This is a genomic window from uncultured Alistipes sp. (assembly GCF_963931675.1).
Lineage (GTDB): Bacteria > Bacteroidota > Bacteroidia > Bacteroidales > Rikenellaceae > Alistipes.
This window is the reverse complement of the sequence record NZ_OZ007039.1, coordinates 2,376,000-2,401,690: the sequence shown is the minus strand read 5'-3', so window position 1 is coordinate 2,401,690 and position 25,691 is coordinate 2,376,000. Positions and strand designations below refer to the sequence as shown.

At 59.3% G+C, this 25,691-nt stretch carries 18 protein-coding genes and 1 pseudogene; 7 read left to right on the top strand and 12 right to left on the bottom strand.

Annotated elements, in window-relative coordinates; all coding sequences use genetic code 11:
- Positions 1-92 precede the first annotated feature (92 nt).
- The 7 genes from ABGT65_RS10090 to ABGT65_RS10060 form a co-directional block, all read right to left on the bottom strand.
- Positions 93-905 carry an SDR family oxidoreductase gene (locus tag ABGT65_RS10090; RefSeq protein WP_346701847.1) on the bottom strand — a complete coding sequence of 271 codons (813 nt, stop codon included), beginning with the start codon at positions 903-905 and terminating at the stop codon, positions 93-95.
- 7 nt (positions 906-912) lie between these two features.
- Positions 913-2,034 (bottom strand): LacI family DNA-binding transcriptional regulator, encoded by a 1,122-nt coding sequence (locus ABGT65_RS10085; RefSeq protein WP_346701845.1) that lies wholly within the window; start codon positions 2,032-2,034, stop codon positions 913-915.
- 225 nt (positions 2,035-2,259) lie between these two features.
- On the bottom strand, positions 2,260-3,234 hold the full coding sequence (locus ABGT65_RS10080; RefSeq protein ID WP_346701843.1) for a diacylglycerol kinase family protein: 975 nt from the start codon (positions 3,232-3,234) through the stop codon (positions 2,260-2,262).
- A gap of 7 nt (positions 3,235-3,241) precedes the next feature.
- A complete protein-coding gene (locus tag ABGT65_RS10075; protein ID WP_346701841.1) occupies positions 3,242-4,699 on the bottom strand; it encodes an aminoacyl-histidine dipeptidase in 1,458 nt (485 codons plus the stop codon).
- A gap of 6 nt (positions 4,700-4,705) precedes the next feature.
- Positions 4,706-5,701 (bottom strand): PhoH family protein, encoded by a 996-nt coding sequence (locus tag ABGT65_RS10070; protein WP_346701839.1) that lies wholly within the window; start codon positions 5,699-5,701, stop codon positions 4,706-4,708.
- A gap of 7 nt (positions 5,702-5,708) precedes the next feature.
- Entirely contained in the window at positions 5,709-6,302 is a 594-nt protein-coding gene (locus tag ABGT65_RS10065; RefSeq protein ID WP_346701837.1) for a porin family protein, read from the bottom strand.
- A 17-nt stretch (positions 6,303-6,319) separates the two neighbouring features.
- Entirely contained in the window at positions 6,320-7,468 is a 1,149-nt protein-coding gene (locus ABGT65_RS10060) for an MFS transporter (RefSeq protein ID WP_346701835.1), read from the bottom strand.
- Between the two features lie 356 nt (positions 7,469-7,824).
- Here ABGT65_RS10060 and ABGT65_RS10055 point away from each other — a divergent pair, with 356 nt between their 5' ends.
- Both ABGT65_RS10055 and der read left to right on the top strand, forming a co-directional pair.
- Positions 7,825-9,942: a cation:proton antiporter gene (locus ABGT65_RS10055; RefSeq protein ID WP_346701834.1), complete on the top strand. Its 2,118-nt coding sequence runs from the start codon at positions 7,825-7,827 to the stop codon at positions 9,940-9,942.
- 149 nt (positions 9,943-10,091) lie between these two features.
- The gene (der, locus tag ABGT65_RS10050) at positions 10,092-11,399 is read left to right on the top strand and encodes a ribosome biogenesis GTPase Der (protein ID WP_346703083.1); all 1,308 of its coding nucleotides are present in this window, start codon (positions 10,092-10,094) and stop codon (positions 11,397-11,399) included.
- 921 nt (positions 11,400-12,320) lie between these two features.
- On the opposite strand, the gene ABGT65_RS10045 is transcribed toward der, so the two are convergent.
- From ABGT65_RS10045 to ABGT65_RS10030, 4 genes are all read right to left on the bottom strand, one after another.
- Positions 12,321-13,469 carry an acyltransferase gene (locus ABGT65_RS10045; protein WP_346701832.1) on the bottom strand — a complete coding sequence of 383 codons (1,149 nt, stop codon included), beginning with the start codon at positions 13,467-13,469 and terminating at the stop codon, positions 12,321-12,323.
- Between the two features lie 20 nt (positions 13,470-13,489).
- Positions 13,490-15,049 (bottom strand): DEAD/DEAH box helicase, encoded by a 1,560-nt coding sequence (locus tag ABGT65_RS10040; RefSeq protein WP_346701830.1) that lies wholly within the window; start codon positions 15,047-15,049, stop codon positions 13,490-13,492.
- Between the two features lie 34 nt (positions 15,050-15,083).
- A complete protein-coding gene (gene miaB / locus ABGT65_RS10035; protein ID WP_346701828.1) occupies positions 15,084-16,433 on the bottom strand; it encodes a tRNA (N6-isopentenyl adenosine(37)-C2)-methylthiotransferase MiaB in 1,350 nt (449 codons plus the stop codon).
- A gap of 66 nt (positions 16,434-16,499) precedes the next feature.
- Positions 16,500-17,489: a YitT family protein gene (locus tag ABGT65_RS10030; protein ID WP_346701827.1), complete on the bottom strand. Its 990-nt coding sequence runs from the start codon at positions 17,487-17,489 to the stop codon at positions 16,500-16,502.
- Positions 17,490-17,623: 134 nt separating this feature from the next.
- Here ABGT65_RS10030 and plsY point away from each other — a divergent pair.
- Both plsY and ABGT65_RS10020 read left to right on the top strand, forming a co-directional pair.
- Positions 17,624-18,262 (top strand): annotated as a pseudogene (plsY, locus tag ABGT65_RS10025) (glycerol-3-phosphate 1-O-acyltransferase PlsY); the annotation flags it as partial.
- Positions 18,263-18,668: 406 nt separating this feature from the next.
- Positions 18,669-20,369: an AMP-binding protein gene (locus ABGT65_RS10020; RefSeq protein WP_346701825.1), complete on the top strand. Its 1,701-nt coding sequence runs from the start codon at positions 18,669-18,671 to the stop codon at positions 20,367-20,369.
- A 530-nt stretch (positions 20,370-20,899) separates the two neighbouring features.
- Here the strand turns inward: ABGT65_RS10020 and ABGT65_RS10015 are convergent.
- Positions 20,900-21,856, bottom strand: coding sequence for a LuxR C-terminal-related transcriptional regulator (locus ABGT65_RS10015; protein WP_346701823.1), 957 nt, complete (start codon positions 21,854-21,856; stop codon positions 20,900-20,902).
- Between the two features lie 179 nt (positions 21,857-22,035).
- Between ABGT65_RS10015 and ABGT65_RS10010 the strand changes: the two genes are divergently transcribed.
- Genes ABGT65_RS10010 through ABGT65_RS10000 form a run of 3 tightly spaced genes read left to right on the top strand, consistent with a single transcriptional unit; the run spans position 22,036 to position 25,691 of the window.
- Positions 22,036-22,863, top strand: a complete 828-nt coding sequence (locus ABGT65_RS10010) for a calycin-like domain-containing protein (RefSeq protein ID WP_346701821.1) — start codon at positions 22,036-22,038, stop codon at positions 22,861-22,863.
- A gap of 24 nt (positions 22,864-22,887) precedes the next feature.
- Entirely contained in the window at positions 22,888-23,541 is a 654-nt protein-coding gene (locus tag ABGT65_RS10005) for an HmuY family protein (RefSeq protein WP_346701819.1), read from the top strand.
- On the top strand, positions 23,541-25,691 hold the full coding sequence (locus tag ABGT65_RS10000) for a TonB-dependent receptor (protein WP_346701817.1): 2,151 nt from the start codon (positions 23,541-23,543) through the stop codon (positions 25,689-25,691). Before ABGT65_RS10005 ends, ABGT65_RS10000 begins: the two co-directional genes overlap by 1 nt.

Genomic DNA, 25,691 nt, shown 5'->3' with positions numbered 1-25,691 from the left:
TGTATGTGCGTTTTTCGCGGAGACCCGCCGTGCGCTGTCCGGAGCGCAAACCCCGCAACGGAACAACGGCCGGACGCTCCGCCGGTTGCTGTTTAGATCGAAAAAGCGTCGAAACCGCCGTCGACAACGGCCAGCGCCCCGGTCACGAACGACGAGGCGTCGCTGATCAGGTAGTGGATCGTGCCCAGCATCTCCTCGGGCTCGGCAAAGCGTCCCGCAGGCGTGTGGGCAATGATCGTCCGCGCCCGGTCCGTATAGGAGCCGTCGGGGTTGGTCAGCAGCGTGCGGTTCTGGTTCGTCAGCAGGAAGCCCGGCACGATGGCGTTCACGCGCATCTCGGGGCTGAACTTCATGGCCAGTTCGGCGGCCATGTACTTCGTGTAGTTGCCGATGGCGGCCTTCGCGGCGCCGTAGCCCACCACGCGGGTCAGCGGACGAAGCGCCGACTCGGAGCAGAAATTCACGATCACACCCTTCCTGCGGGCCGTCATCGCCTCGCCGAAGACCGTCGTCGGAAGCACCGTCCCGAAGAGGTTCAGGTCCACGACCTTCCGGAAGGCCTCGATCTCCAGGTCGAGGAACGACTTGTCCGGCGCGATCGTTGCGCCGCCCATGTTGCCGCCCGCAACGTTCAGCAGCACGTCGATATGGCCGTAGGCCTTCAGGATCATGTCGCGGTTGGCCTCCAACACCTCGCGGTTCAGTACGTCGGTCGCAAGAAACAGCGCCTCGCCGCCCTTCGCACGGATCGAGCCCACGAGCTCCTCACCCGACTTCTCATCACGGTCCAATACCACGACCCTGGCGCCCTGTTCAGCCAGGTAGGCGCAGATCGATCGGCCCAGAATACCGGCTCCGCCCGTCACGACGACGACGCGGTCGCGGATGTCAAACAGATTTTTCATAGCTGGTTCAGATAATATTGTTGGTATAATACGGTATGTTCTCTTTCAGCAGGATGTCGATCGGCAGGTTCCCGACCGTCCCGGGGCGGCGCCCCTCGACCAGCCACCCGCACAGCGACATCACCCCGCGGTAACCCTGCACCTCCGGACGCTGGGCCACAAGGGCCGTCACCACGCCGTCGGCCAGCATCCGCCGGTTGCGGTCGATCACGTCGTAGCCCACCAGCCGCACCCGGCGTGCGGGACGTGCGGCAAGGTAGCCCGCCAGGATGTAGCAGGTCGAATTGAAGGTCACGGCCCCGGCAATCGAGGGATGGACCGCGAAGAGTTCGTCGAGACGGCGGGCATTGCAGGCTTCGTCGTCGAGACGCAACGCCACGTCGTAGAGCTCACCGCGGAAATCGTGACGTTCGAGGTAGTCCCGGAAGCCGCGCTCGCGCTCGCGGCACTGGTTCGAACCGCCGTCACCCCGGTGGAGGATCTTCCCCACAACCAGATCGGCCCCCGGCTCCAGCCCTTCGCAGAGCAGGCGGGCCGCCACCGCCCCGGCGTCGAATGACGACGTGCCGCAATAGGCCAGGCGGTTGCAGGCCGGGAGGTCCGAATCGACAAAGACGTAAGGGATGCCCCGGGCGTCCAGCTCCGCAGTGAAGGGGATCACGCGCTCGGCGAAGAGCGTCGCAAGAACCGCGCCGTCGAAGGATTCGTCGCGCAGCGTCGCCAACAGCGCCTCGAACGACGCCCCGTCATACTGATCGAAACAGTAGCGCCGGACCGTAACGTTGTATCGGCGCGCCTCGGCCTCGGCCTGCGCGACCCCCGCTTCGAAATCGGCCCAGTATTCCCCCGCCGCAAAGCGAGGCATCACCACAGCAATGACATATTGACGCCCCGACGCAAGGGTGCGGGCTATCAGATTCGGGCGATAGTCGACCCGTCGCAGCACGGCGTTGATCCGCGCGAGATTCGCCGCCGAAACCTTGCCCCGGTTGTGGATCACCCGGTCGACCGTCGCCGTCGAAACCCCCGCCATGCGGGCGATGTCGACCAGGCGGACCGGCATCGGCGCCTCGGGCTGCGTGCCGGATTGCGCATTGGAATTTTCGGGAGCGTTTTCGGAGTCGTACATAAGCCGCATCGTTTTCGGGCCGTTGTCGCAAAGATAGCCTCTTTTTCCAAAAATCGCAAGTGTGTGCGCACACACTTGCGATTTTTACACAAAAAAAGATCCGACCCTCGGGTCGGATCTTTTCATGGGAAAGCGTATGTTCCGGCGGGATGCCGGGCGCCGGCGACTCTCCCGCGGGTTCCCGGGCCGGAGAGGCGGCGTGCATCGAAACCGTCCTGCGGGAGGCTATGCCGTCTGCGCCGGGCTTTTCAGTCCCGGGAAATCGGGCGACACCACAATGCGGATCGCCCGATGGAGGATCGAGAATTCCAGCGGTGTATGGCCCAGCGACTCACCGTCGACCTCTAACGAAACCTCCGGCGACGACTCGATCCGGATCCGGCTGCCACGCTCCTGCAGGATGTGGCGGATGCGGTAGATCCCCCCGTTGAAGAGGTAGTGGAAGCGGAACAGCAGGTGCCAGAAGTGCACCGGGCGGATCAGCGAAAGGTCCAGGATTCCGTCGTCGGCAATCGCCGCCGGAAGCGGCTGCATACCTCCGCCGTTGAACTTGCAGATGCCCACGGCCACCGACAGCAGCAGGTTGTTGTAGACCAGCCGGCCGTCGACCCACACCTTGATGCCCGTCGACTTGTAGCGGAAGAAGTTCTTCACCACGCACCACGTATAGCGCCAGCGGCTCTTGTGCCCCTTTTTCTTCAGATGCGAGAGCTTGCGCACGACATGCGCGTCGAAACCCACGCCCGCCACGTTGGCCATGTAGCGGCTCTGGCGGTAGTGCGACTCCTCGTAGGAGACCACCCCGACGTCCTGCAGGAACGAACACCCCGCGGCAATCGCCTTCACGGCATCCTGGTAGCGGCTCGAAATCCCGAACGTCCGCACCCAGTCGTTCCCCGTACCCACGGCCACCACGGCCAGCAACACCTCGTCGGGCCGGACCGTCTGCTGGATGAAGAGGCCGTTGACCACCTCGTGCAGCGTGCCGTCGCCCCCGACGACGATAATCCGCCGGTAACCCTCTCGAACAGCCGTCACGGTCAGCTCCGTGGCGTGGAACTTGTGCTCCGTGAAGACCGGCTCGCACACGATGTGCGCTTCGCGCAGCAGGCGCGAAATCTGCGGAAAGTGATCCAGCCCGCGGCCGCCCCCGGCCACGGGATTCACGATCACAAACCATTTTTCGGACAGAGCGGACACGATCCGGCTACTTTTCGGGAATGTGCCGCAGCGTGTCCGTCAGGAAGTCGTAGAACTTCCCCACCGAGGCGATCTCCACCTTCTCGTCCGGCGAGTGCGGGTAGCAGATCGTCGGGCCGAACGAAATCATGTCCAGGCCCGGGTAGTTGCTGCCGATGATGCCGCACTCCAGACCGGCATGGATTGCCGTAACGGCCGGTTTCCGGCCGAAGAGGCGCTCGTAGGAGGCCGTCATGGCCTTCAGAATCGGGGATGACATGTTCGGATTCCAGCCGTCGTAGGCGCCCGTCAGTTCGGTTTGGGCGCCCGCCAGCGCGAAGAGCGCCGCAATCGCCTCGCCCAGAGCCCATTTCTCGCTTCCTACCGAACTCCGCAGCAGGCACTGCAGTTTCACCGTACGGCCGTCCGAAACCACACGCGCCAGGTTCGTCGAGGTCTGGACCAGCCCCGACATGGCCATCGACATCTTCTGCACCCCGTCGGGACAGGCCGTCACGGCCCGGATCAGCGCTGCGGCGGTCTCGCGCGGAAGCATCTCCGCCGGACGCTCGCACGGCTCGGCGAACAGTTCGATCGAATCCTCGATCCCCGCATACTCCGCCACGATGACCTTCTTGTAGGCCGCCAGTGCCTCGGTGAAGGTGCCCAATTCCTCGGTCGGAACCAGCACCGTGGCTTCGGCCTCCCGCGGAATGGCGTTGCGCAGCCCGCCGCCGTCGACCGATGCCAACAGCACCTCGCACGGCGCCGCATTCAGGAAGCGGAACAGCACCTTGTTGGCATTGGCGCGCTGGCAGATGATCTGGATGCCCGAGTGACCGCCCTTGAGCCCCTTGACCGTCACCTTCACGGCCGAATAGCCCTCCGTCGGGGTCGGCACTCCGGCATAGTCGAAGAGGATGTTGGCGTCGAGGCCTCCGGCACACCCGACGTAGAGTTCGCCTTCGGTCTCGGAGTCGAGATTCAGCAGGATGTCACCCTGCAGCAGGCCGCCCTTCAGACCGAAGGCTCCGTCCATGCCGGTCTCCTCCGTGGCCGTGAAGAGCGCCTCCAGCGGCCCGTGCTGCAGCGTGCCGTCCTCCAGCACCGCCAGGATCGAAGCCACGCCGATGCCGTTGTCGGCCCCCAGCGTCGTGCCGTCGGCCGTTACCCATTCGCCATCGATGTAGGCGTCGATCGGGTCCTTCTCAAAGTCGAACTCCTTGTCGTTGTTCTTCTGCGGAACCATGTCCAGGTGCGCCTGCAGGATCACCCCCTTGCGGTTCTCCATCCCCGGCGTCGCGGGCTTGCGCACGTAGATGTTGTGCGCCTCGTCCTCGCGGGCTTCGAGACCCAGTTTATGCGCCGTATCGAGTACGTAACGGCGGATCTGCTCCTCGTGCGACGAGGGGCGCGGTATGCGGACGATCTCCGCAAAGTGTTTCCATACAAGCGTCGGCTTCAGGGCCGTCAGATTGCGATCCATAACTCTCTATCCGTTTTTTGAATTTGACGTTTCATGATCTTCCGAGGACTCACCGCCTGCCCGGCGGTCGAAGGCCTCGACAATATATTTCACCAGCGGATGCCGCACGATGTCCCGGCGGTCGAACTCCACGATCCCGATCCCGTCGACACCGCGCAGGATCTCCATCGCGCGCACCAGCCCGCTGTCCGACTTCTTCGGAAGGTCCACCTGCGTCACGTCGCCCGTGACGATGAAGCGCGCATTGCGCCCCATGCGCGTGAGGAACATCTTGATCTGCGACAGCGTCGTATTCTGCGCCTCGTCCAGGATCACGAAGGCGTTGTCCAAAGTCCGGCCCCGCATGTAGGCCAGCGGCGCGATCTGCACCGTGCCCTCCTCCAGGTACTTCTGCAACTTCAGGGGCGGGATCATGTCGTTCAGCGCGTCGTACAGCGGCTGCAGGTAGGGGTCCAGCTTCTCCTTCATGTCCCCGGGCAGGAAACCCAGCTTCTCGCCCGCCTCCACGGCCGGGCGCGTGAGGATGATCCGCCGCACCTGCCGCTCCTTCAGCGCACGAACCGCCAGCGCAATGGCCGTATAGGTCTTGCCCGAGCCCGCCGGCCCTACGGCGAACAACAGGTCGTCCTTGTCATACAACTTGACGAGCCGCTGCTGGTTCACCGTCCGGGCCCGCACGATGTTGCCGTTGTTGCCGTAGACGATCACGTCCTGATCCACGGGGCCCTCCTCCTGCAATGCCGCACCCGAAAAGCACTGGTCGATGACCTGCGACGAGATGTGTCCGTACTTGAGGTAGTAGGCCACCAGCGAGTCGATCCGTTTGGCAAAGCGAAGCGTCTCCGCCTCCGGACCCAGCACCTTCAGCGACGAACCCCGCGCCACGATCTTCAACGCCGGGTGCAGCGACTTGATCTGATCCAGGTAGGCTTCCTGAGGGCCGTACAGCTCCCGGGGATCAACCCCTTCGATGAGAATCTCCTTTCCGACTGTCTCCGTCATAGGCTCCTCAGAAGATATAGCCGACGCTCAGCGCCACATTATAGGTGCGGAGTTTGTCGAGTTGGCGGCCGTCGGGAAGCACCACGTCGTGCTTGCTCCGGAACTGGCCGTTGTAACGCACGTCGATCAGGAGATGGCGCAGCAGCACCACGCCCGCACCCACCGTATAGGAGAGCGACGGACGGATCCTGCCGAAATCCAGCAGGTCCCCGCCCGACTTCTGCTTGCAGTCGTTCATCACCGTGAAGACCGGGCCCGCATAGATCCGCAGCGGATTGAGCAGCCGGAGCGACGCCAGCACCGGGACGTCGATCGAGTTCGATTTGAGGTTCAGCTCCTCACCCCCTTCCGGGCGGATGCGGAGACCCTGGCGCACGTAAAGGATTTGCGGCTCCACGGCAACGGCCCCGAATTTCACGGCCGTGACGATGCCGGCCTGCCAGCCCATCTTGTTGCGGATGTCCGTGGCATCCATGTTCGTCGTGTAGTCGGGGACGTTGATACCCCCGATGACGCCCCACTCCACCATCGTGCGGGGACGTTGCGCCGAGGCGCCCCAGGCGGCGCACACCAGCAAAAGAGTCAGACCGAGTTTACGCATATACGTCTTTTTTATATTCATTTTCGTTGCAGCCGGAGTGCCGCCCAGAGCATGTAGCCCAGGCACACCGCCACGAAGAGCATTCCCATGTGCGGATCTCCCGTCGCACGGATCACCGCCCCGCAGACCGGACCCGATACGGCTCCGGCGGAGATGGCCAGAATCATCAGTCCCGCCACCTCGTTGGCCTGTTCCGGAACGGCCTTTGTCGCCACGGCATAGAACGTGGCGAAGACGCACGCCATGCCGAATCCCAACAGACCGATTGCCGTATAGATTGCCGCTTCGTTCCGCACGAAGACCAGCGCCAGGGCCAGCAGCAAGGCCCCGGCCATGTTCCATGCCAGGTATTTCACGTCGGAGTAGCGCGTCAGCAGCCACGCTCCGACCAGTGTTCCGACGATGCGGCAGGCGTAGAAACCCGTCGTGGTGAGGATCGACGACGGGGCATCGATCAGCCGCACCGAAAGGAAGCCGATTCCCACGTCTCCGGCGATGAAGCACGCCACGCCTGCGGTCGAGATCAGAACCCGGGGATTCTTCAGCAGACGGAAACACGCCACGAATCCCGCCGTATGAGCGCGGCGGGGCGGTTCGGGGATGGCGGTCATCTGGAGCCACACGCCCCCCAGGACGGTCAGGCCCGCATAGATCGGAAGCAGCAGACGCCAGGATCCCGTCCAGGCCACGAGTCCCGTCACGAGCGGCGCCAGCAGCAGCAACGACGTGTTGCGGAAGATCTGGCCCACGGTCAGGTAGCTCGTCATCCGTTCTCCGGGAACGATCGTTGCCAGCAGGGGGTTCACCGCCACCTGTACGAACGTATTGCCGATGCCCAGCAGACCGAAACCGACGAAATACCACACCAGGAAACAACCCGCACCCGCCGCATAGGGGACCAGCATTCCCGCTATGGTGAAGCCGTACCCCACGAGGGCGGTAGCCTTTCGGCCCCAGCGGTTCATCAGCGCGGCCACCGGCGTTGAAAGCACCAGAAACCACAAAAAGACCATGGTCGGGAGAAAGCTCACCGCTCCCTGTTGTCCGACGGGGAATTCATCGCCGATCCGTCCCGTAATCGGGGCTACCAGATCGCAGAATCCCATGATGAAAAAACCCGCCAGTACGGGTCCAAGCAGTTTTCCCCCTCTCTCTGTCCGATTCATCCGTTGTCGTTTACGTATTCCGATTTTTCAAAGTTACGTTTTTTTCCGAAAAAAACGCAGCCCCGGAGAAGATTATTTCGCACAACACTCCTCCTGCGACGAAAATTCCGACACCCGGTCTCCGCACAACAACCACCCGGAACTCGCTCACCCTATGTCCGAAAGCCCTCGAAAAAAGAGGCCCGACCCCGGATCAGGCCCCCGCCAAATGCAAGAAAACAGTCGCCACCGCTTGTTTATAAAGGCGATTTTTCCTATATTTGTAAAGATAGGATCGGTCCGGCCAACTCCGGATTCCACCGGATGCGGCCCCGACCCTCTCAATTTCAAGACTGTTTAAAACCGCGCCCGGATCCATGCTCCTGTCGTTTTCGCATATCTCCCTGACTCTGCCGCTCGAAGACCCGATTCTCAAGTTCCTCCTGATTCTGGTCATCATCCTCGCGGCCCCCCTGCTGCTGAACAAACTCAAGATCCCCTACCTCCTGGGGCTCATCATCGCCGGCGCGTTGATCGGGCCCCACGGATTCAACCTCGTCCTGCGCGACAGCAGCATCATCCTGTCAGGTACCGCCGGTCTCCTATACATCATGTTCCTGTCGGGGCTCGACATGGACATGTCCGACTTCCGGCACAACGCCTGGAGAAGCCTTGTATTCGGTCTCTACACCTTCTGCGTTCCCCTCGCCCTCGGTATCCTTGCCGGATACTACGTCCTCGGATTCTCGATCTACTCCTCGATCCTCCTCGCAGGGCTCTTCGCATCCCAGACCCTCATCGCATACCCCATCGTCAGCAAACTCGGAATCGCACGAGACAAAGCCGTCACAATCGCCGTCGGCGGTACGGTCATCACCGATACACTCGCCCTGCTCCTGCTGACGGTCATCGTCGGAATGGCGACCGGAAACGTCGACGACATGTTCTGGTGGCGGCTCACCGGCTCCGTAGCCCTCTGCATCGCCATCATCGTCGTACTCTTCCCCCTGCTGGCTCACTGGTTCTTCAAACAGGTCAGCGACAACATCTCGCAGTACATCTTCGTCCTGGCCATGGTATTCCTCGGGGCGTTCCTCGCCCAGCTCGCAGGCCTCGAACCCATCATCGGGGCATTCCTCACCGGCATAGCTCTCAACCCGCTCATCCCCAGGACATCGCCCCTGATGAACCGCATCGAGTTCGTCGGAAACGCCATATTCATCCCCTTCTTCCTGATCGGCGTCGGAATGCTCATCGACTACCGCGCCTTCTTCCGCGACTGGGAAAGCATCGAGGTCGCGGCCGTCATGATCGTCCTGATCACCGCCGCGAAGTACATCGCCGCATGGCTCACCCAGAAGTCGTTCCGCCTGTCCCCCGACCAGCGAACCGTCATCTTCGGACTCAGCTCAGCTCACGTCGCCGCAACGCTCGCCGCCGTAATGGTCGGCTACAACGTCATCCTCGGGTACACCCCCGAAGGGGAGCCCATCCGGCTGCTCAACGAAAGCGTCCTCAACGGAACGATTCTGATGATCCTGGCCACCTGCACCGTCTCGACCTTCGCCACGCAGCGCGGGGCCCACAACATCGCCGTGAAACAGAACCGGACCCCCGAGGCGAAAACCCCCAGACAGGAGGACCATATCCTCATCCCCGTGGCCCACGAGGAATCGGCGGACGAACTCGTCGGGCTGAGTGCGATGCTCAAACGGGCCGGAGTACCCAACGGACTCTATGCCCTGCACGCCATCGACAACAAGGCCGACGACCCCTATGTCGAAAAACAGGCCCGCAAGGTCCTCGATGCCGCAGCCAAAGCCGCGGCCGCCGCCGACATATACCTCCAGGAACTGCTCCGCTATGACGTGAACATCGCCAACGCCATCGTCAGCGTCGCTCGGGAACGAAGCATCACCGACATCGTCATGGGAATGCACCTCACGGCCCCGGTCGTCCCGGCACTCCCCGGCATTCCCGGAATCCCGGGACCTCCCAGCCCCGCAATCGGGAAAATGGCCGTGGACATCCTCACCCAGAGCAACGTCACGACCTTCCTCTACCGGCCCGTACAGCCCATCAACACGATCAAACGCCATCTGATCGTCGTTCCCGAAAAGGCCGAGCAGGAGGCCGGGTTCCAGTTGTGGATGCGGAGGATCCGACTCCTCGCCGAAAATTCCGGCGCCAAAATCGCGCTCCTGGCTCCCGAATCCACCCTCGAATACCTCCGCCCTAAGGGACGGAAACGACCCGCAAACATCGACTTCGTGCCCTTCAGCCAGTGGGACGACATCCCCTCGCTCGAACACGACCTGCGCGACGACGACTGCCTCTGGTTTGTCATGAGCCGCCGCGACCGGGTCTCCTACCACCCCTCCATGAGCCGGATCCCGTCCCTGCTGGAGCACCTCTTCGCCGGGTACAGTGCCATCCTGCTCTATCCCGTACAGGCCGGCGACACCGAAAGCCGATACATTCGGGCCAACATATAGTTTTCTTGAGAGGGGGGGGGCGGCAGGCCCCAGCAGGCCCCGGCAGGAACCGGTGGAAGCGGCGTAACCGGGTAATTTTCACGAAAAATTTTTTACCCTCACGGATTTGCGCTATCTTTGCACTCCAAAAGCAACAAAGAACGGACAAGATCATGAGCCTCGTAGCAATCGTCGGACGCCCCAACGTCGGAAAAAGCACCCTCTTCAACCGCCTCGTCGGTGAACGAAAGGCCATCGTCGATGCGACGGCCGGTACGACCCGAGACCGCCATTACGGAAAAACCGACTGGAACGGCCGCGAATTCTCCGTAATCGACACCGGAGGATACACCGTCAACTCGGAGGATATTTTCGAAGACGAGATCCGCCGCCAGGTCCTCCTGGCCATCGACGAGGCCGACGTGATCCTCTTCCTCGTCGAGGTCCGCACCGGAATCACAGACCTCGACATGCTCATGGCTGACATCCTCCGCCGAACCTCCAAGAAGGTGATTCTCGTCTGCAACAAGGTCGACACCAACGACCTGATATTCAGTTCACACGAATTCTATGCCCTCGGGCTCGGGGACCCCTACTGCATCAGCTCGATGTCCGGAAGCGGAACCGGGGACCTCATGGATGCCATCCTCGCGGCTCTTCCCGCAGACGCCGCCTCCGAAGAGGACGAAAACCTGCCCCATATCACCATCGTGGGACGCCCCAATGTCGGAAAATCATCCCTCACGAACGCCCTGCTCGGTCAGGAACGCAACATCGTAACCTCCATTGCCGGAACAACCCGCGACTCCATCCACACCCGATACAACAAATTCGGCATGGATTTCTACCTCGTGGACACCGCAGGTATGCGCAAAAAGGGCAAAACCATGGAGGACCTCGAATTCTACTCCGTAATGCGGTCGATCCGCGCCATCGAGAACTCCGACGTCTGCATCCTGATGCTCGACGCTCAGCAGGGACTCGAAGCCCAGGACCTGAATATCCACAACCTCATTGTCCGCAACCGAAAGGGATGTGTGATCGTCGTCAACAAGTGGGACCTCATCGAAAAGGACAACAATACGATGAAGGAGTGGACCGAATTCCTCAAGAAGAGACTCGCGCCGTTCAACGACATTCCGATCATCTTCACCTCGGTACTCAACAAGCAGCGCATCCTCGACGTGCTCCAGACTGCCATCCGGGTCTACCAGTCGCGCAAGCGCCGCATCGCCACCTCCGAACTGAACGACTTCCTGCTGCCCCTGATCGAGAACTACCCGCCCCCCGCAACCAAGGGCAAGTACATCAAAATCAAGTACGTCACGCAGTTGCCGACACCCACGCCGCAGTTTGCCTTCTTCGTCAATCTGCCCCAGTACATCAAGGAACCCTATCGGCGCTTCCTCGAAAACAATATCCGCGACCACTGGGATTTTTCAGGGGTCCCGATGCAGATCTACTTCAGGCAGAAGTAAGGGACAGACGTGCTGCCCGGAAGGGTGCAAACCCCGAAAAATCCCCGCCAGACAATCCCCCTAAATCCCCCTTTGAGAAGGGAGGGGCCGCCGCCGGGCAAAGTTCGGCAAACAAAAGCCCGAAGAGCGTTGGAGTGCTGGCAACCGCCGTTGCTCGCGGCCCGTGGCCGCGTATTCAAATCTACCCTCCCCCAAACCCCCTCCGCGGAGGGGGCTTTATGGGGAAGCCCTTTCCGATCGTGGAAAGTCGAAGCCTTCGGTGCGCCAATTTCCTTAATTTTCCATTCTCCATTCTCCATTTTCAATTTCCAATTCCCAACTCTCCCTTTCCGTCATTCCCCGCCCGGCTAAGAGCCGGGTTCTATGGGCGGAGGGATGCCGAATGGTTCGGATTCGGTTTCGCGCGTCGACCGCTCCCGCCCTCGTCATTCCCGCGAAAGCGGGAATCCAGTTCTTGTGCAATGATGGATTCCCCGTCAAGCGGGGAATGACCGGTTTTTTAAACTGGTTTTAGTGGCTGCTGAACCTCACGGGGTTTCCGATCCGGTTCCGCGCGTCGACCGTCGTATGCGGATTCACGCTTCGGAAACCATTCACAGGCTCAGCAGCCCACAAAACCCCTTTCTTAAAGAGGCGCTTTTGGGGTCGGCAAAAAGCGCCGCAAAAACCGACGGGCTTAAGAAGCCCGATTTGTGGGCGAAGGAACTTTTGAAGGATTTCCGATCCAGTCCCGCGCCTCGACGGTCGGAAGCGGTGATTTGCTTCCGATCCTTTCGGACAATCCATCGCCTATAGAACCCGGCTCTTAGCCGGGCGGGAAATGACGGCGACGGAATTTTCAATTTTCCATTTTCAATTTTCCATTCCAAAAAAAGGGCCGCTCCGAAGAAAGAGCAGCCTTTTACATTTCAACGGGTCCGGTTACCTCCTCTGCAGGAAACGCCGCGTCAACCACCGGCGAACCGGCTCATCATAGACTTTCAATACCATCCAGGCCAGCAGGATCGACCCGACAAACAAACCCGCAGCTACCGGCCAGGCCTCTGCGAAGGGAATTGCATCCCCGCGCCACAGCCAGGCATAAAAGAGATACATGAAGGGATAATGTATCACATAAACCGGATAGGAGATATCTCCCAGGAATTTGCAGATACCGGATGTCTTCCGGTCGGTGGCCCGTCCCGAAGCCCCGAGCCAGACCAGCAGCGGGAAAAGCACAAGGACGCACACCGTATCGTAAAGGCCGTTCATCCACGGAACCGTACCATCTCCGACGTAGGGAACGCTGAGCAGCCCGACGATTGCCAGGCTGCAGATCCAGAAGGCTCCCCGAACGGCCACGGGCCTGAAAACCCGAGACAGCAGCAAACCCATCGGAAAGGCAAACAGCAGACGCAGGGAACCTCCGACGAGATTATGGTCCGCCAGCGACCACCCCACACCGAGATGCCCGTATCCCGAGCCGTTGCCCACCGCAAAAGCTGCCAGACCCGCACCCGTCAGCGTGACGAAACCCGCCAGCCAGCGCGTCGGAAGACGGCGCAGAAAGAGTGCATAACACAAATTGCCGATGTATTCGAAGAACAACGACCACGTGGGACCGTTGAGCGGGTACATCTCGCCGTTGCCACGCACCTCGGGAGCCGAACCGGGCAACGCCGGAATCAGGAAAAGCCCCAACAACAGCGCCAGCAGCACCGACGAAAAGGACACCGGCGTGCCGTCCCACTGCACACTGCCCTGCAGGCAGAAGGTCACCGCACCCAGCACCGCGCCCAGCACCACCATCGGGTGCAGACGGATCAAACGGCGCTTGATGAAGTCCGTCAGCGTGAGTGCGCGACGCTTCCAGCGGTCATCGTAGGCGTACCCGACGACAAAGCCCGAAAGGATAAAGAAGAAATCAACGGCCAGATAACCATGATTGAAACGTTGGTCCACGGGACTCGTCGCAAAGCCCTCGAAAACGTGGTACCAGATCACGACCAGCGCCGCCACGCCGCGCAGGCCGTCCAGCAGTTCGTAGTGAGGTTTCGAGTCCGCAAATGCGGCTGAAGCGTGATTTTCCATAGGTTGTCGTGCTGTTTCGGTTATTCGCCGTCCGACGGATTCGCCTCGACACGCCCCGAAGCATTGCCGCCCTCCGGAGACCCCTTTCCGCGACGACGATGACGGCCTCCGCGGTGGCGGCGCTTGCGAGGCTTATCCCCCTCCGGGGCTGCTGCGCCCGAAACGGCCGGTGCGGCCGGTGCGGTCGGTGCCGAAACCCCTGAATTTCCAGAAGATGCCGCTCCGGCCGATTGCGGCACGGAAGCCCCGGAGGTCCCGGCACTCCCGCGCGGAGCATCGCCTCCCGGCTCTCTTTCGCGCGACGAAGACCCGCCGCGCGGCTTGTCACGCAGGCGATCCCGCCGTCCGCGGCCATGTCCGCGACCGTCGCCGCCCTTGCTGCGGCTCCGGCCCCGGCCTCCGCGTCCGCCCCGCTTGCGGCCCTCCTCCGGCTCGTATTTCGGGCCCTCGCCCACACTCGCCGGAAGCTCCGCCTTGCGGATCTCCCGCTCGATGAACTTCTCAATCTGGTGGAACTTGCCCTGCTCCTCCTCGTTGACAAACGTAATGGCGCTGCCCGTCGCCGCAGCACGCGCCGTGCGGCCGATGCGGTGGATGTAATCCTCCGGATCGTGCGGAACGTCGTAGTTGATCACCAGGCCTATATCCTCGATGTCGATTCCCCGCGCCACGATGTCCGTCGCCACGAGGATCTTCACCTTGTTATTCTTGAAATTCAGCATCACCTCCTCACGCTGCGACTGGTCGAGGTCCGAATGCATCGCTGCCACGTCGAGTTTCATCCGCTTGAGCGTATGCGCCAGCTCCTTGACCTTCAGCTTCGACGACGAGAAGATGATCGTCTTCGACTCCGCAGGTTCGGCGAACAGCTCCCGGATAATTCCCAGTTTCTGGCTTTCATAGCAGACGTAGGCCGACTGGTCGATCGCCTCGTTGGGTTTCGAAATCGCGATGTTCACCTCCGCAGGATTCCGCAGGATCGTCTTCGCCAACTCGCGGATCTTCGGCGGAAGCGTCGCCGAAAACATGATCGTCTGACGCTCCCGGGGCAGATAGGAGATGATCTTCATGATGTCGTCGCTGAAACCCATGTCCAACATCCGGTCCGCCTCGTCGAGAATCAGGCACTCCACGTGAGAAAGGTCTACGTGGCTGTTCTGCAGGTGCGAAATCATCCGGCCCGGCGTGGCGATCACCACGTCCGAACCGTTCAGCATCCCGTTCTTCTGCAGGTCCCAGCCCTTGCCGTCGCCGCCCCCGTAGACCACCGTCGTCGAGATCGGAGCATAATACGAAAAACCCTGGAACTGCTGGTCGATCTGCAGCGCCAGCTCGCGCGTCGGAACGATGATCAGCGACTTCACCACATTCTCCTCGTTGCCCTCCAGCAGCAGCCGGTTCAGCAGCGGAAGCGTATAGGCCGCCGTCTTGCCCGTACCGGTCTGCGCACAGCCGATCAGGTCGCGCCCTTCGAGGATCACCGGGATGGTGTGCTCCTGAACGGGCGTCATTTCGTAAAAATTCATATCTTCGAGACCGTCGAGGATCTCATCCTCCAGGTCCAGTTCGTCAAAACGCATCGATTTTCGTGTTTTTTATATTTTCCAGTCATTCTCACATGGCCTCGCCGAAGAGCGTCGCCGCCGTGCAGCCCGTAATGCGCACCCGCACGTATTCGCCCGCGCGATGGCCGCCCCGGTCGAAGACCACCACCTTGTTCTGCGACGTCCGGCCCGACAACTGGTTCGGGTTGCGCTTCGACGCACCCTCGACCAGTACCTCGAACTCCCGGCCCACGTCGCGGCGGTAGCTTGCCAGGCCCAGTTCGTTCTGCAGCGCGATGATCTCCTGCAGGCGCCGCGACTTCACCTCCTCGGGCACGTCGTCGCCAAGGTGTTTCTGCGCAAAAGTTCCCGGACGTTCCGAATACTTGAACATGTAGGCGAAGTCGTAACCCACCTCGCGCATCAGCGACAACGTCTCGCGGTGATCCGCTTCGGTCTCGCCCGAGAAGCCCGCAATGAGGTCCGTGGTGATCGAGCAATCCGGCAAGTAGCGCCGGATGGCGGCAATGCGGTCGAGGTACCATTCGCGCGTATATTTGCGGTTCATGCGTTCGAGCATCGCCGTCGAGCCCGACTGTGCCGGGAGGTGGATCGACCGGCAGATGTTCGGCATCGAAGCCATCGTTTCGAGCAAGCGGTCGCTCATATCCTTGGGGTGCGACGTGGCGAAACGAACGCGCAGCAGCGGCGAAATCGACGCTACGCGCCGCAGCAGCTCCGGAAAGTCGACGTCCCCCGTGCGGTAGGAGTTGACGTTCTGGCCCAGGAGCGTCACCTCCCGGTAGCCGTTGTCGAAGAGGCTCTGCGCCTCGGCAACGATCGTCGAGGCCTCGCGGCTCCGCTCGCGGCCCCGCGTGTAGGGAACCACGCAGTAGGAGCAGAAGTTGTTGCAGCCCCGCATGATCGCCACAAAGGCGCTCACGCCGTTGCGGTCCAGGCGCACGGGAGCCACCTCGGCGTAGGTCTCCTCCGTCGAGAGGAGGACGTTCACCCCCTTGCCGCCCGCCTCGGCCTCGCGAACCAGGCGCGGAAGGTCCCGATAGGCATCCGGACCCGCCACGACATCCACCCCCGAAGGTCCTTCGAGCAGTTTCTCGCGCAGCCGTTCGGCCATGCAGCCCAGGATTCCCACAATCAGACCCGGGTGTCGGCGGCGAAGGCCCCTCATCTCGGCCAGGCGGCCCCAGATGCGCTGTTCGGCATTGTCGCGGATCGAGCACGTATTGATCAGGATGATGTCCGCCTCGTCGATCCGCTCCGTATAGACGTATCCCTCCTGCTGCATCAGCGAGACCACGATCTCCGTATCGCCGACATTCATCTGGCAGCCGTAGGTCTCGATAAAGAGTTTTTTTCCGTCCCCCTGCAGGGGACGCAGTGTATTCGTATTTATTTCCATCGTTTTTCCATCTTTTTCCCCGGCGGCCGAAGCGCAAAAACCCGTCCGGCCCCTCCCCGCAGCCCGCTATTCGGCCTGGATCTGGTTCTTGTCCGGGAACTGCTTGAAGCCCTCGCCGAAGGTCTCGTAGGCGTCGGTTACCACCACGAACGCCCGCGGATCGATCTCCCGAATGCGGTTCTGGACCAGATGAACCTCCTTGCGGCTGATCACCAGGAAGATCACATCCTTGTCCCGGTCGGTGAACATCCCCTTGCCTTTCAGGTAGGTGGCACCCCGCTCCATATCCTCGATGATAAAGCGCTTGATCTCCTCGTGATGGTCGCTGATGATGAACAGCAGCTTGTCGTACGACGCTCCGTCGAGCAGGTAGGCCACCACGCGCGACGAAATGTAGATCGTAATGAGCGAATAGAGCGTCAGCATCCACCCGTTCGAAGCCGCCTCGCCCGTGCCGAGACCGAAGCCGATCACCGCAAGGCCCGACAGCACCACGAATCCGTCCGCCAGGAAAATACCCGTCGAGAACTTGATCCCCGCAAACTTCTGCAACAACATTCCCACGATGTCCGTACCGCCCGTCGTGGCCTGCTGACGCACGACGATGCCCTGGCCCACGCCGATCACGACCGCACCGATGACGCACGTCAGCAACAGGTCGTTCGAAAGATCCAGACGGCCGCCCAGCAGCTGCGACGGGTCCAGCAACTCGACCGCTTCGGGGGTCGGGTAGACCAGCCGCGTGAGAATGTTCATGAAACCCGGCGTATAGAGCGCCGCCAGCACCGTCCGCGTCCCGAATCCGCCGCCGAAAACCAGCATCGCAATCAGCATCAGCGGTATGTCGAACATGTAGCCGAAGGTTCCCACCTGAATCGACGGGAAAAGATTGTGCAGCACAATACCCATACCGTAGACCCCGCCCGGCACGAAATTGTAGGGATTGACGAACAACACGAACCCCGCGCCCATGACCGAGCAGCCGAAGAATATCAAAAACCACGAGCGCCACCACGCCCACGACCCCATCGGTTCGAGTAATGCCTTTGTATTCATACCTCTCTCATATTGGAGTACAAAGATACGAATTTCTCCGGATTTACGCCTATCCTGATGCTTTTTTCGGCTTCCGCTTCCGAAACCGGTTTTTTTTATTATTTTTGCATAAACAACGAGATACCGAAAAACGTATGATCCTGACCATTTATACCGCCACAACCATGATTGTCATCGCCTATCTGCTGGGCTCGATTCCGAGCGCCGTGTGGATCGGCAAGAAATACTACGGCATCGATATCCGCGAATACGGCTCGAAAAACGCCGGCACGACAAACATGCTCCGCGTCCTCGGACGACGGGCCGCGGCTCCGGTCTTCGCCCTCGACTTCCTCAAGGGCTTCGTCGCCGTCACGATCATCGAACTCATGCAGTACGACGACCTGATCGGCGCAAATGACCTCATAAACCTCAAGATCGGAGCCGTTTTTGCCGCCGTCCTCGGACACATTTTCCCCGTCTTCGCGGGATTCCGCGGCGGCAAGGGCGTCGCTACGCTCGTCGGGGCCGTGACGGGAATCTACCCTCCCGTGGCGCTGCTCTGCTTCGGGGTCTGGCTCGTCATCCTGATGATCTTCCATTACGTCTCCCTCGCCTCGATCATCGCAGGATGCTGTTTCCCGGTCTTCACGCTCATCTCCCCCAAGGTGAACGGATCGATCCCGTTCGTCATCTTCTCGTTCGTTATCGCCATCCTGCTCATCTACACACACCGCAAGAACATCGAACGGCTCAAAGCCGGAACCGAATCGAAAATCTACGTCTGGAAACCACACCGCGTGAAGATCGTCGACGGAAAGGTCGCGGTAGACGAATCCGACAAGGACCCCGAGGAGATAACGGTCCCGGGGATGGGACCGGAAGATGGCGTGGAAAAGGATTCCGCGATCCCTGAAGAAAAAGTCGAGGAATCCACTCCTGCGGCGGGGAAAACCGTGGAATCCGAAAAGGCTCCGACCCCGGAAAAGGACCCGGGATCCGGAAAAACACCCCCAAAAAAGGCCGGAAAGGCCTCGAAATAGGCCCGTTCCGGCCCGGCTTCCGATGTCCGAAACGGCAGTCCGGGGAACGGACCCGCTCCGGACCGCACCGAATCCGTTCAGGAGCGCACCGAGTCCAGGCCAGGCCTGTTCCGCCCGAAAATGAATCTGTTCCTAAAACAACTCGAAATATCTACCCATGTTACAGGAAAATCTACTGAAGATATACGAGAAGAGTTTCCGCGAAAACCGCGAAATGTCGGCCCTGACCGACTACTTCAAAGACGAAACCTTCTCCTATTATGAAATGGCCAAGGAGATCGCCAAACTCCATCTCCTCTTCAAGAAGGCCGGAATCAAACAGGGCGACAAAATCGCCCTGATCGGACGCAACAACCCCCGCTGGTGCATCACCTACCTGGCCACGATCACCTACGGTGCCGTCATCGTCCCGATCCTCCAGGACTTCACCCCCGCCGACATCATCCACATCATCAACCACTCCGAAAGCCGCCTGCTCTTCCTTGGAGACAACTTCTGGGATGTCATCGAAGAGGACCAGATCCGACAGATCGAAGCCGTCTTCTCGCTCACCGATTTCCACGCCATCTACGAACGCGACGGAAAGGCTCTTACCAAATTCCAGCGCGACATCCTCAAAAACTACCGCACGAAATACCCCCGCGGATTCAGCGTCAACGACATCAAGTATCCCGACGTCCCCAACGACCGCGTCATCCTGCTGAACTACACCTCCGGAACCACCGGGTACTCCAAGGGCGTGATGCTCACGGTGAACAACCTCACCGGAAACGTCGTCTTCGCCATGTCGGCGCTCAATACCCAGACCGGGCAACTCTACTTCCAGCGCGGCGGCCGAACCCTCTCGTTCCTGCCCCTGGCCCATGCCTACGGATGCGCCTTCGACTTCCTCGCTCCGATAGCCGTCGGAGGACACATCACACTCCTCGGACGGATCCCCTCGCCCAAGATCCTCATCGAGGCCATGGCCGTCGTCAGGCCCACGATCATCTGCTGTGTGCCGATGATCCTCGAAAAGGTATACCGCAAGCAGGTCCTCCCCATGCTCGAAAAGGGCCCCATGTCCATCGCCATGAAGATCCCCCTGCTCAATTCGGCCATCTACTCCGTCATCCGCAAGAAGCTCATGGATGCGTTCGGCGGAAACGTCTCGATCTTCATCGTCGGGGGCGCCCCGATGAACCAGGAGACCGAATCGTTCCTGCGCAAGATCCACTTCCCGATCACCATCGGCTACGGAATGACCGAATGCGCCCCGCTGATCAGTTTCGCCCCCGACAACGAGTTCAAGCAGGCATCGTGCGGCCGCTATCTCAAGGGGTTGCTCGAAGTGAAGATCGACTCCCCCGATCCGGAGCATGTCGCCGGGGAGATCCTCGTCCGCGGCGAGCACGTCATGAAGGGGTATTACAAGAACGACAAGGCGACGAAAAAGGTCCTCGACCCCGACGGATGGCTCCATACGGGCGACATGGGAACCATGGACCCCGACGGAACGCTCTACATCCGCGGACGCTCGAAGACCATGATCCTTTCGGGCAACGGGCAGAACATCTACCCCGAGGAGATCGAGGACAAGTTGAACAACATGTATCTCGTCCTCGAATCGCTCGTCCTCGATGCCGGAAACGGAAAACTCAAGGCCCTGGTGGTTCCGGACTACGAGTTGGCCGACGCCGAAGGGGTCGACAAGGCCGATCTCCCGCAGGTCATGCAGAAGAACCTCCAGGAACTGAATGCCCAGTTGGCCGCCTACGAGCGCGTCTCCGACATCGTGATCTACCCCACGGAGTTTGAGAAAACCCCCAAGCGCAGCATCAAACGCTATCTCTACGAACCCTCGCTGCTCAACAAATAGCGAGGAGGGGGGGGGCGAGAGAGAGAGAGAGGAGAGAGGAGAGAGGAGAGAGGAGAGAGAAGAGAAGAGAAGAGAAGAGAAGAGAAGAGCGGTGAAGAGCGGCTTCGCATCGAAAGAGCGCCTCACCGAGTTAAGAATATGACAACGGGGGAACCGGAATCCGGTTCCCCCGTTGCTGTTGCCTGCCGGGCCGTTCAGTACGCCCGAACGCTATGCCCCGCTCAAAGATTCAACTCCGAAAAATCAGTCTCGACAATTTTCTTAAAATAACGCCATTCTCTGGCAGTGGAACAGGTCTCTGCACTCCCGACAGGAACATGCAATGTAACATTATAACAACTTTCAAATGCCACTGCACTCTGTGGTGGAGTGGTTGGTTTGCAATAAATATCGGTAAAACCGGAACAACGGTAAAATGCAGTCTTTTCAATAGTTGTTAAACTTTCCGGAAGAACCAAACATCCAGTCAAGCCGGTACAACCGTAGAATTAAACCGAAAGATTGGTGATAGAAACTCTATGCCGCCGTCATTACTTTTGGGGTATATCTTCGATATTGACCAGTTTGTTTGCTATGGCGTAAATAATCAGTCCTGCCGTAGAATGGATCTGCAATTTATTGGATATGTTGCGGCGATGAGTTGTCACCGTATGCACTGAAAGAAACAGATAATCGGCGATCTCCTTATTGTTCATACCTTTGGTCACGCATACGACAATATCTTTCTCCCTGTCGCTGAGCACCTCTAATTTATCTCTGTCGGATGTTTCATTTTCCGATTCGTCGATATATGCGACCTGTCCGCTTTGTTTTATCTGCAGTTCTATATGCCTTACTGCCGGTACAAACAGCTTATCTTCAATCATGCAATGTGACGTCAGGTCCTGTTCACACAGAATAATATCCAGCAGCACGGCATTCAGCAGGTAGTTGTTCCTTTCGGGGTAATAACGGATGACAATATCTTTCAACTCCTTGAGCTTATTCCCTATGGGTGTATGCTTGCCCGCAAACTCCGAGATCGTATAATTCCGATTCAGAAGTCCCTGAGACAGTTGCTCGACATAGGTGAAGACCACTTCATTTTCATACTCCATGTGTCTGCGAACCTCTGTTACATATTCGTCGTAGAATTTCACGATAAGCATCGCTATGTCATTACTCCCGGAATAATCGATCGATTCGATCAGTTTACGGCGGATATTGGGCAGGTTGAAATCCAGAAAATATTCGTGTGCCTGTTTCAAATAGCCGATCAGAGACGGCAGAGAAACCAAGTCGTAATGATACTCTCTGTCTGAAACAAAATTGGCCACCTCCAGAAATGTGTTTTCATCCACATGGTGTACCCGACACACCTCCCTAATCGATTGGTCTCCAAAACCCAGCGATATGCCGAAGCGCCCCATTACCAATAGCAATGCGCTGTTGTCATTGACCAGATCACGCATCCTGGCAGTCGGTTTATAGCCTGCTAAATTATTCATTCTGCTTCTTTTTAATCCTTTTGCTTGCTGCTGCAAATTTACTCACCTATTTATATGGAGACAATACTCAAAAATAGTGAGAAAGAGCCCTCCAGTCGCTGCAAAATACTGAAATCGGGTTATTGCCCACGGCCTGCGGCCCGAGTAATTTTGCATCCGGAAACAAAAATTCAAATGATATGAAAATCCAATCCGTACTTATGATGCTATCCGCCGCAGCCTTTATGATGGCGTGCGACAAGGATGAAAACGGTCCGAAAACGATCGATTTTGCAGGCAGTTACGACGGTTATACGCTGGCCAGCTGCAGCTATTTCCAGAACATGATCTCGGCGGACGAGACCGTCGTAATCACAGAAAATACGGACGGTACCGCCTCCGTATCGTTTACATCCGCCACGTGGGGTGCCTTCACCATCACCGATGCGCAGGCGAGCGTGAGCGGAGACCTCTGCACACTCTCGGGCAGCGGGCAGACCCAAATGGGAATGGGCGGCAGCACCTCGGCCTATGACTGCACCTTCACGGCCGAGATCAAGTCACAGACCGATGCCCGGATGGAGTTCTCGATTCCGGCCGTCATGGGCGGTATGACCCTTACCTTTCAGACGGGTGATGCTCCGGCCGACCTGCTGCTGGCCGGCACGTACGAAGGCTATACGGATGCCGACTGCTCCTACTTCCAGAATACCTACACCGACAACGAGAGTGTGACGCTGACGGCCAACGGCGACGGAACCCTGAAGGTCGTCTTCGAATCAGCCACGTGGGGGACCTTTACCGTCGAGTCGGCCACTGCGGCCAAAGAGGGCGAAGAGTACGTCTTTACGGGCAGCGGCAGCGTGGCCATGGGAATGGGTGAATCGACAAGCAACTACGACTTCACGCTCAGCGGCCGGACCAACGCCGCCAAGGACGACTTCTCGATCGCATTCAACGTACCGGCCGTCATGGGCGGACTGACCGTCACGCTGCTGCCGGGAACGGCTCCCGCCACGGAAGAGTAACACGACGGAAAAGCGAGATTGGCCATGAACTGCAAACAGGCTGGGCTGTTCCTGTCGGGAGCGACACTGATGTTGTCGCTCCCGGCCTGCAACGGCATCTTCGAGGGTATTTATGACATGCCCACGTCCGAGACCGACAACGAATACGGGTTTATCCTTGTCGACGAAGGAGCCCGCACGGGACGGATCTATATCGATGCCACGGATTACACCGAATGGCATTATGTCGATTTGCACGGCAAACAGGTGACAACGACACCGGTGGGTGCCGCAGCTCCCGAAACGTGGGATTTTGCCGTGCACCGCTATGACACGAAGACCAACGGCGGCACCGTTTGGGAAAGCCAGGCGGGGTCTTTCGATGCTCTGCCCGCTCCAGGATCGGTTTCCGAAGAGCAGTGGACGACCGATGAATGGACCACCGACCGCATTACGGTCGACATGTCGCAGATGATGGACGGAGTGATTCTTTACGCCGAGGATTACTGGAACCCGTGCCTTTCGCGGTGGCTCGATGTCGATACCTCGACCATGCCGCCCATATACACCCTTTCGGGAAAGATCTACCTGCTCCGTCTGAACGACGGCACCTGTGCGGCCCTGCGCCTCGTGAACTTCATGAACGATGCGGCCATAAAGGGCTATATGACCATTGACTACCTCTATCCCGTCGAATGATGATAAAACAACTTGTATTCTTCCTTTTCGGGATTCTGTTTGCACTACAAACTCAGGCTCAATACAAAATATCCGGCACCGTTACGGACGTTACGGGGCAACCGCTCGTCGGAGCGGCCGTTACCGTAAAGGAACTGCCGTCGCTCGGTGCCGTTGCCGACACGGAGGGGCGTTATGAAATTGCACTTCCGGGCAAGGATACGTATACGCTTTATGCCTCGTTTGTCGGGTACGAATCGGCGAGCAAAAAGGTCGTTGTCGCTCAGTCCGGCACATTGAATTTCCAGCTCGCAGAGCGCTCCACGATGATGGATCAGGTGGTGGTGACGGCCACACGCACCCCGAAATTGTTGAAGGATGTTCCGATTGTCACCCGTGTCATCTCCGAAGCCGACATCAAACAGGTCGATGCCACCCATATTGGGGATCTGCTGCAAAGCGAGTTGCCAGGCATCGAATTCTCCTATTCGATGAACCAGCAGGTGTCGCTCAACATGTCGGGATTCGGCGGCAATTCGGTACTGTTTCTTGTCGACGGTGAGCGGCTGGCGGGCGAAACGCTCGACAATGTCGACTACAGTCGTCTGAACATGGATAACGTCGGGCGCATTGAGATCGTCAAGGGGGCCGCTTCGTCGCTCTACGGGTCGAATGCCATCGGAGGTGTGGTGAACATCATCAGCCGTGAATCCCGGGAGCCGTGGTCGGTCAACCTGAACGGCCGCTACGGCGCCCACAACGAGCAACGTTACGGCGGCTCGGTCGGGTTCAATCAGGGCCGGTTCAACTCGATGACCAACGTGCAGTATACCTCGATCGATGCCATCGATTTGTCGAAAGGAACCAACAACGCCGAGGTCGGCGATTACAGCACCATCTACGGCAATTCGTCGCTCAATGTCAAGGAACGGCTCGTATTCACGGCCTCCGACGAATTGAAACTGACCGCACGGGCTGGGTACTTCTTTCGCGAGCGCGACGCATCGGAGAGTATCAGGGACCGCTACCGAAGCTTCTCGGGTGGATTGAAGGGCAACTGGGCCATTACGCCGTCCGATGATCTGGAACTCTCCTATGCCTTCGACCAGTACGACAAGAGCGACTATCTGGTCCCCACGTCGCGCGACGTGCGCGACTACAGCAACGTGCAGCACACCCTGCGCACGCTCTACAACCATACCTTCTCCGGGAAACACATCCTTACCGTCGGCGGCGACTACATGCGTGACTACCTGATGTCCTACCAGTTTACGGACAACGGCAGCCATACGCAGCATACGGCCGATGCCTTCGCACAGTTCGACTGGAACCCGCACCGGAGGTTCAACCTCATTGCGGGCCTGCGCTTCGACCATTTTTCGGCGGCAAGCCTCTCGCATCTTTCGCCGATGCTCGGCGTGATGTACAAGGTCGAAAACTGCTCGCTCCGGGCCTCCTACGCCGGAGGATTCCGTGCGCCGACCCTCAAGGAGATGTATATGGACTTCTACATGGGCAATATCTTCATGATTTACGGAAATCCGGAACTGAAAGCCGAGACGAGCCACAACTTCTCGCTCTCGGCCGAATACATGGCGGGACAGCACAATTTCACCGTAACGGGATTTTACAATCTGGTGGACAACCGCATCACCACGGTCTGGAACCAGGAGTTGGCCGGACAGGTCTACACGAACATGTCACCCCTGCAGGTGGCCGGAGCCGAGGCCAATGCGTCGGGACGATATGCGTGCGGCATCTCGTGGCGCGTGTCGTATGCCTACACGCACGAGATGATCGAGCGGGGACAGCCCCTCCTCTCCTCGACCCGTCCCCATGCGGCCACGGCGCGCCTGGCGTATGACAAGCAGTGGAAGAACTACGGTCTGAACGTGTCGCTGTCGGGACGCTGGCTGTCTGCCGTCACATGCGACGTCTATACCGAACTGACCTCCTACGAGCAGACCGTGCGGCAGACCTATCCGGGCTATACGATCTGGAAATTGAGCCTCACGCAGCATCTGTGGCGCGGGATGGATCTGACACTGGCTGTGGACAACCTTTTCAACTACCGGCCCGACTACTATTACAGCAATTCGCCCACGACCATCGGTACGACCTGTTCGGTGGGCCTTTCGCTGAATATCGAACAATTTTTCAAGAGCAAATAA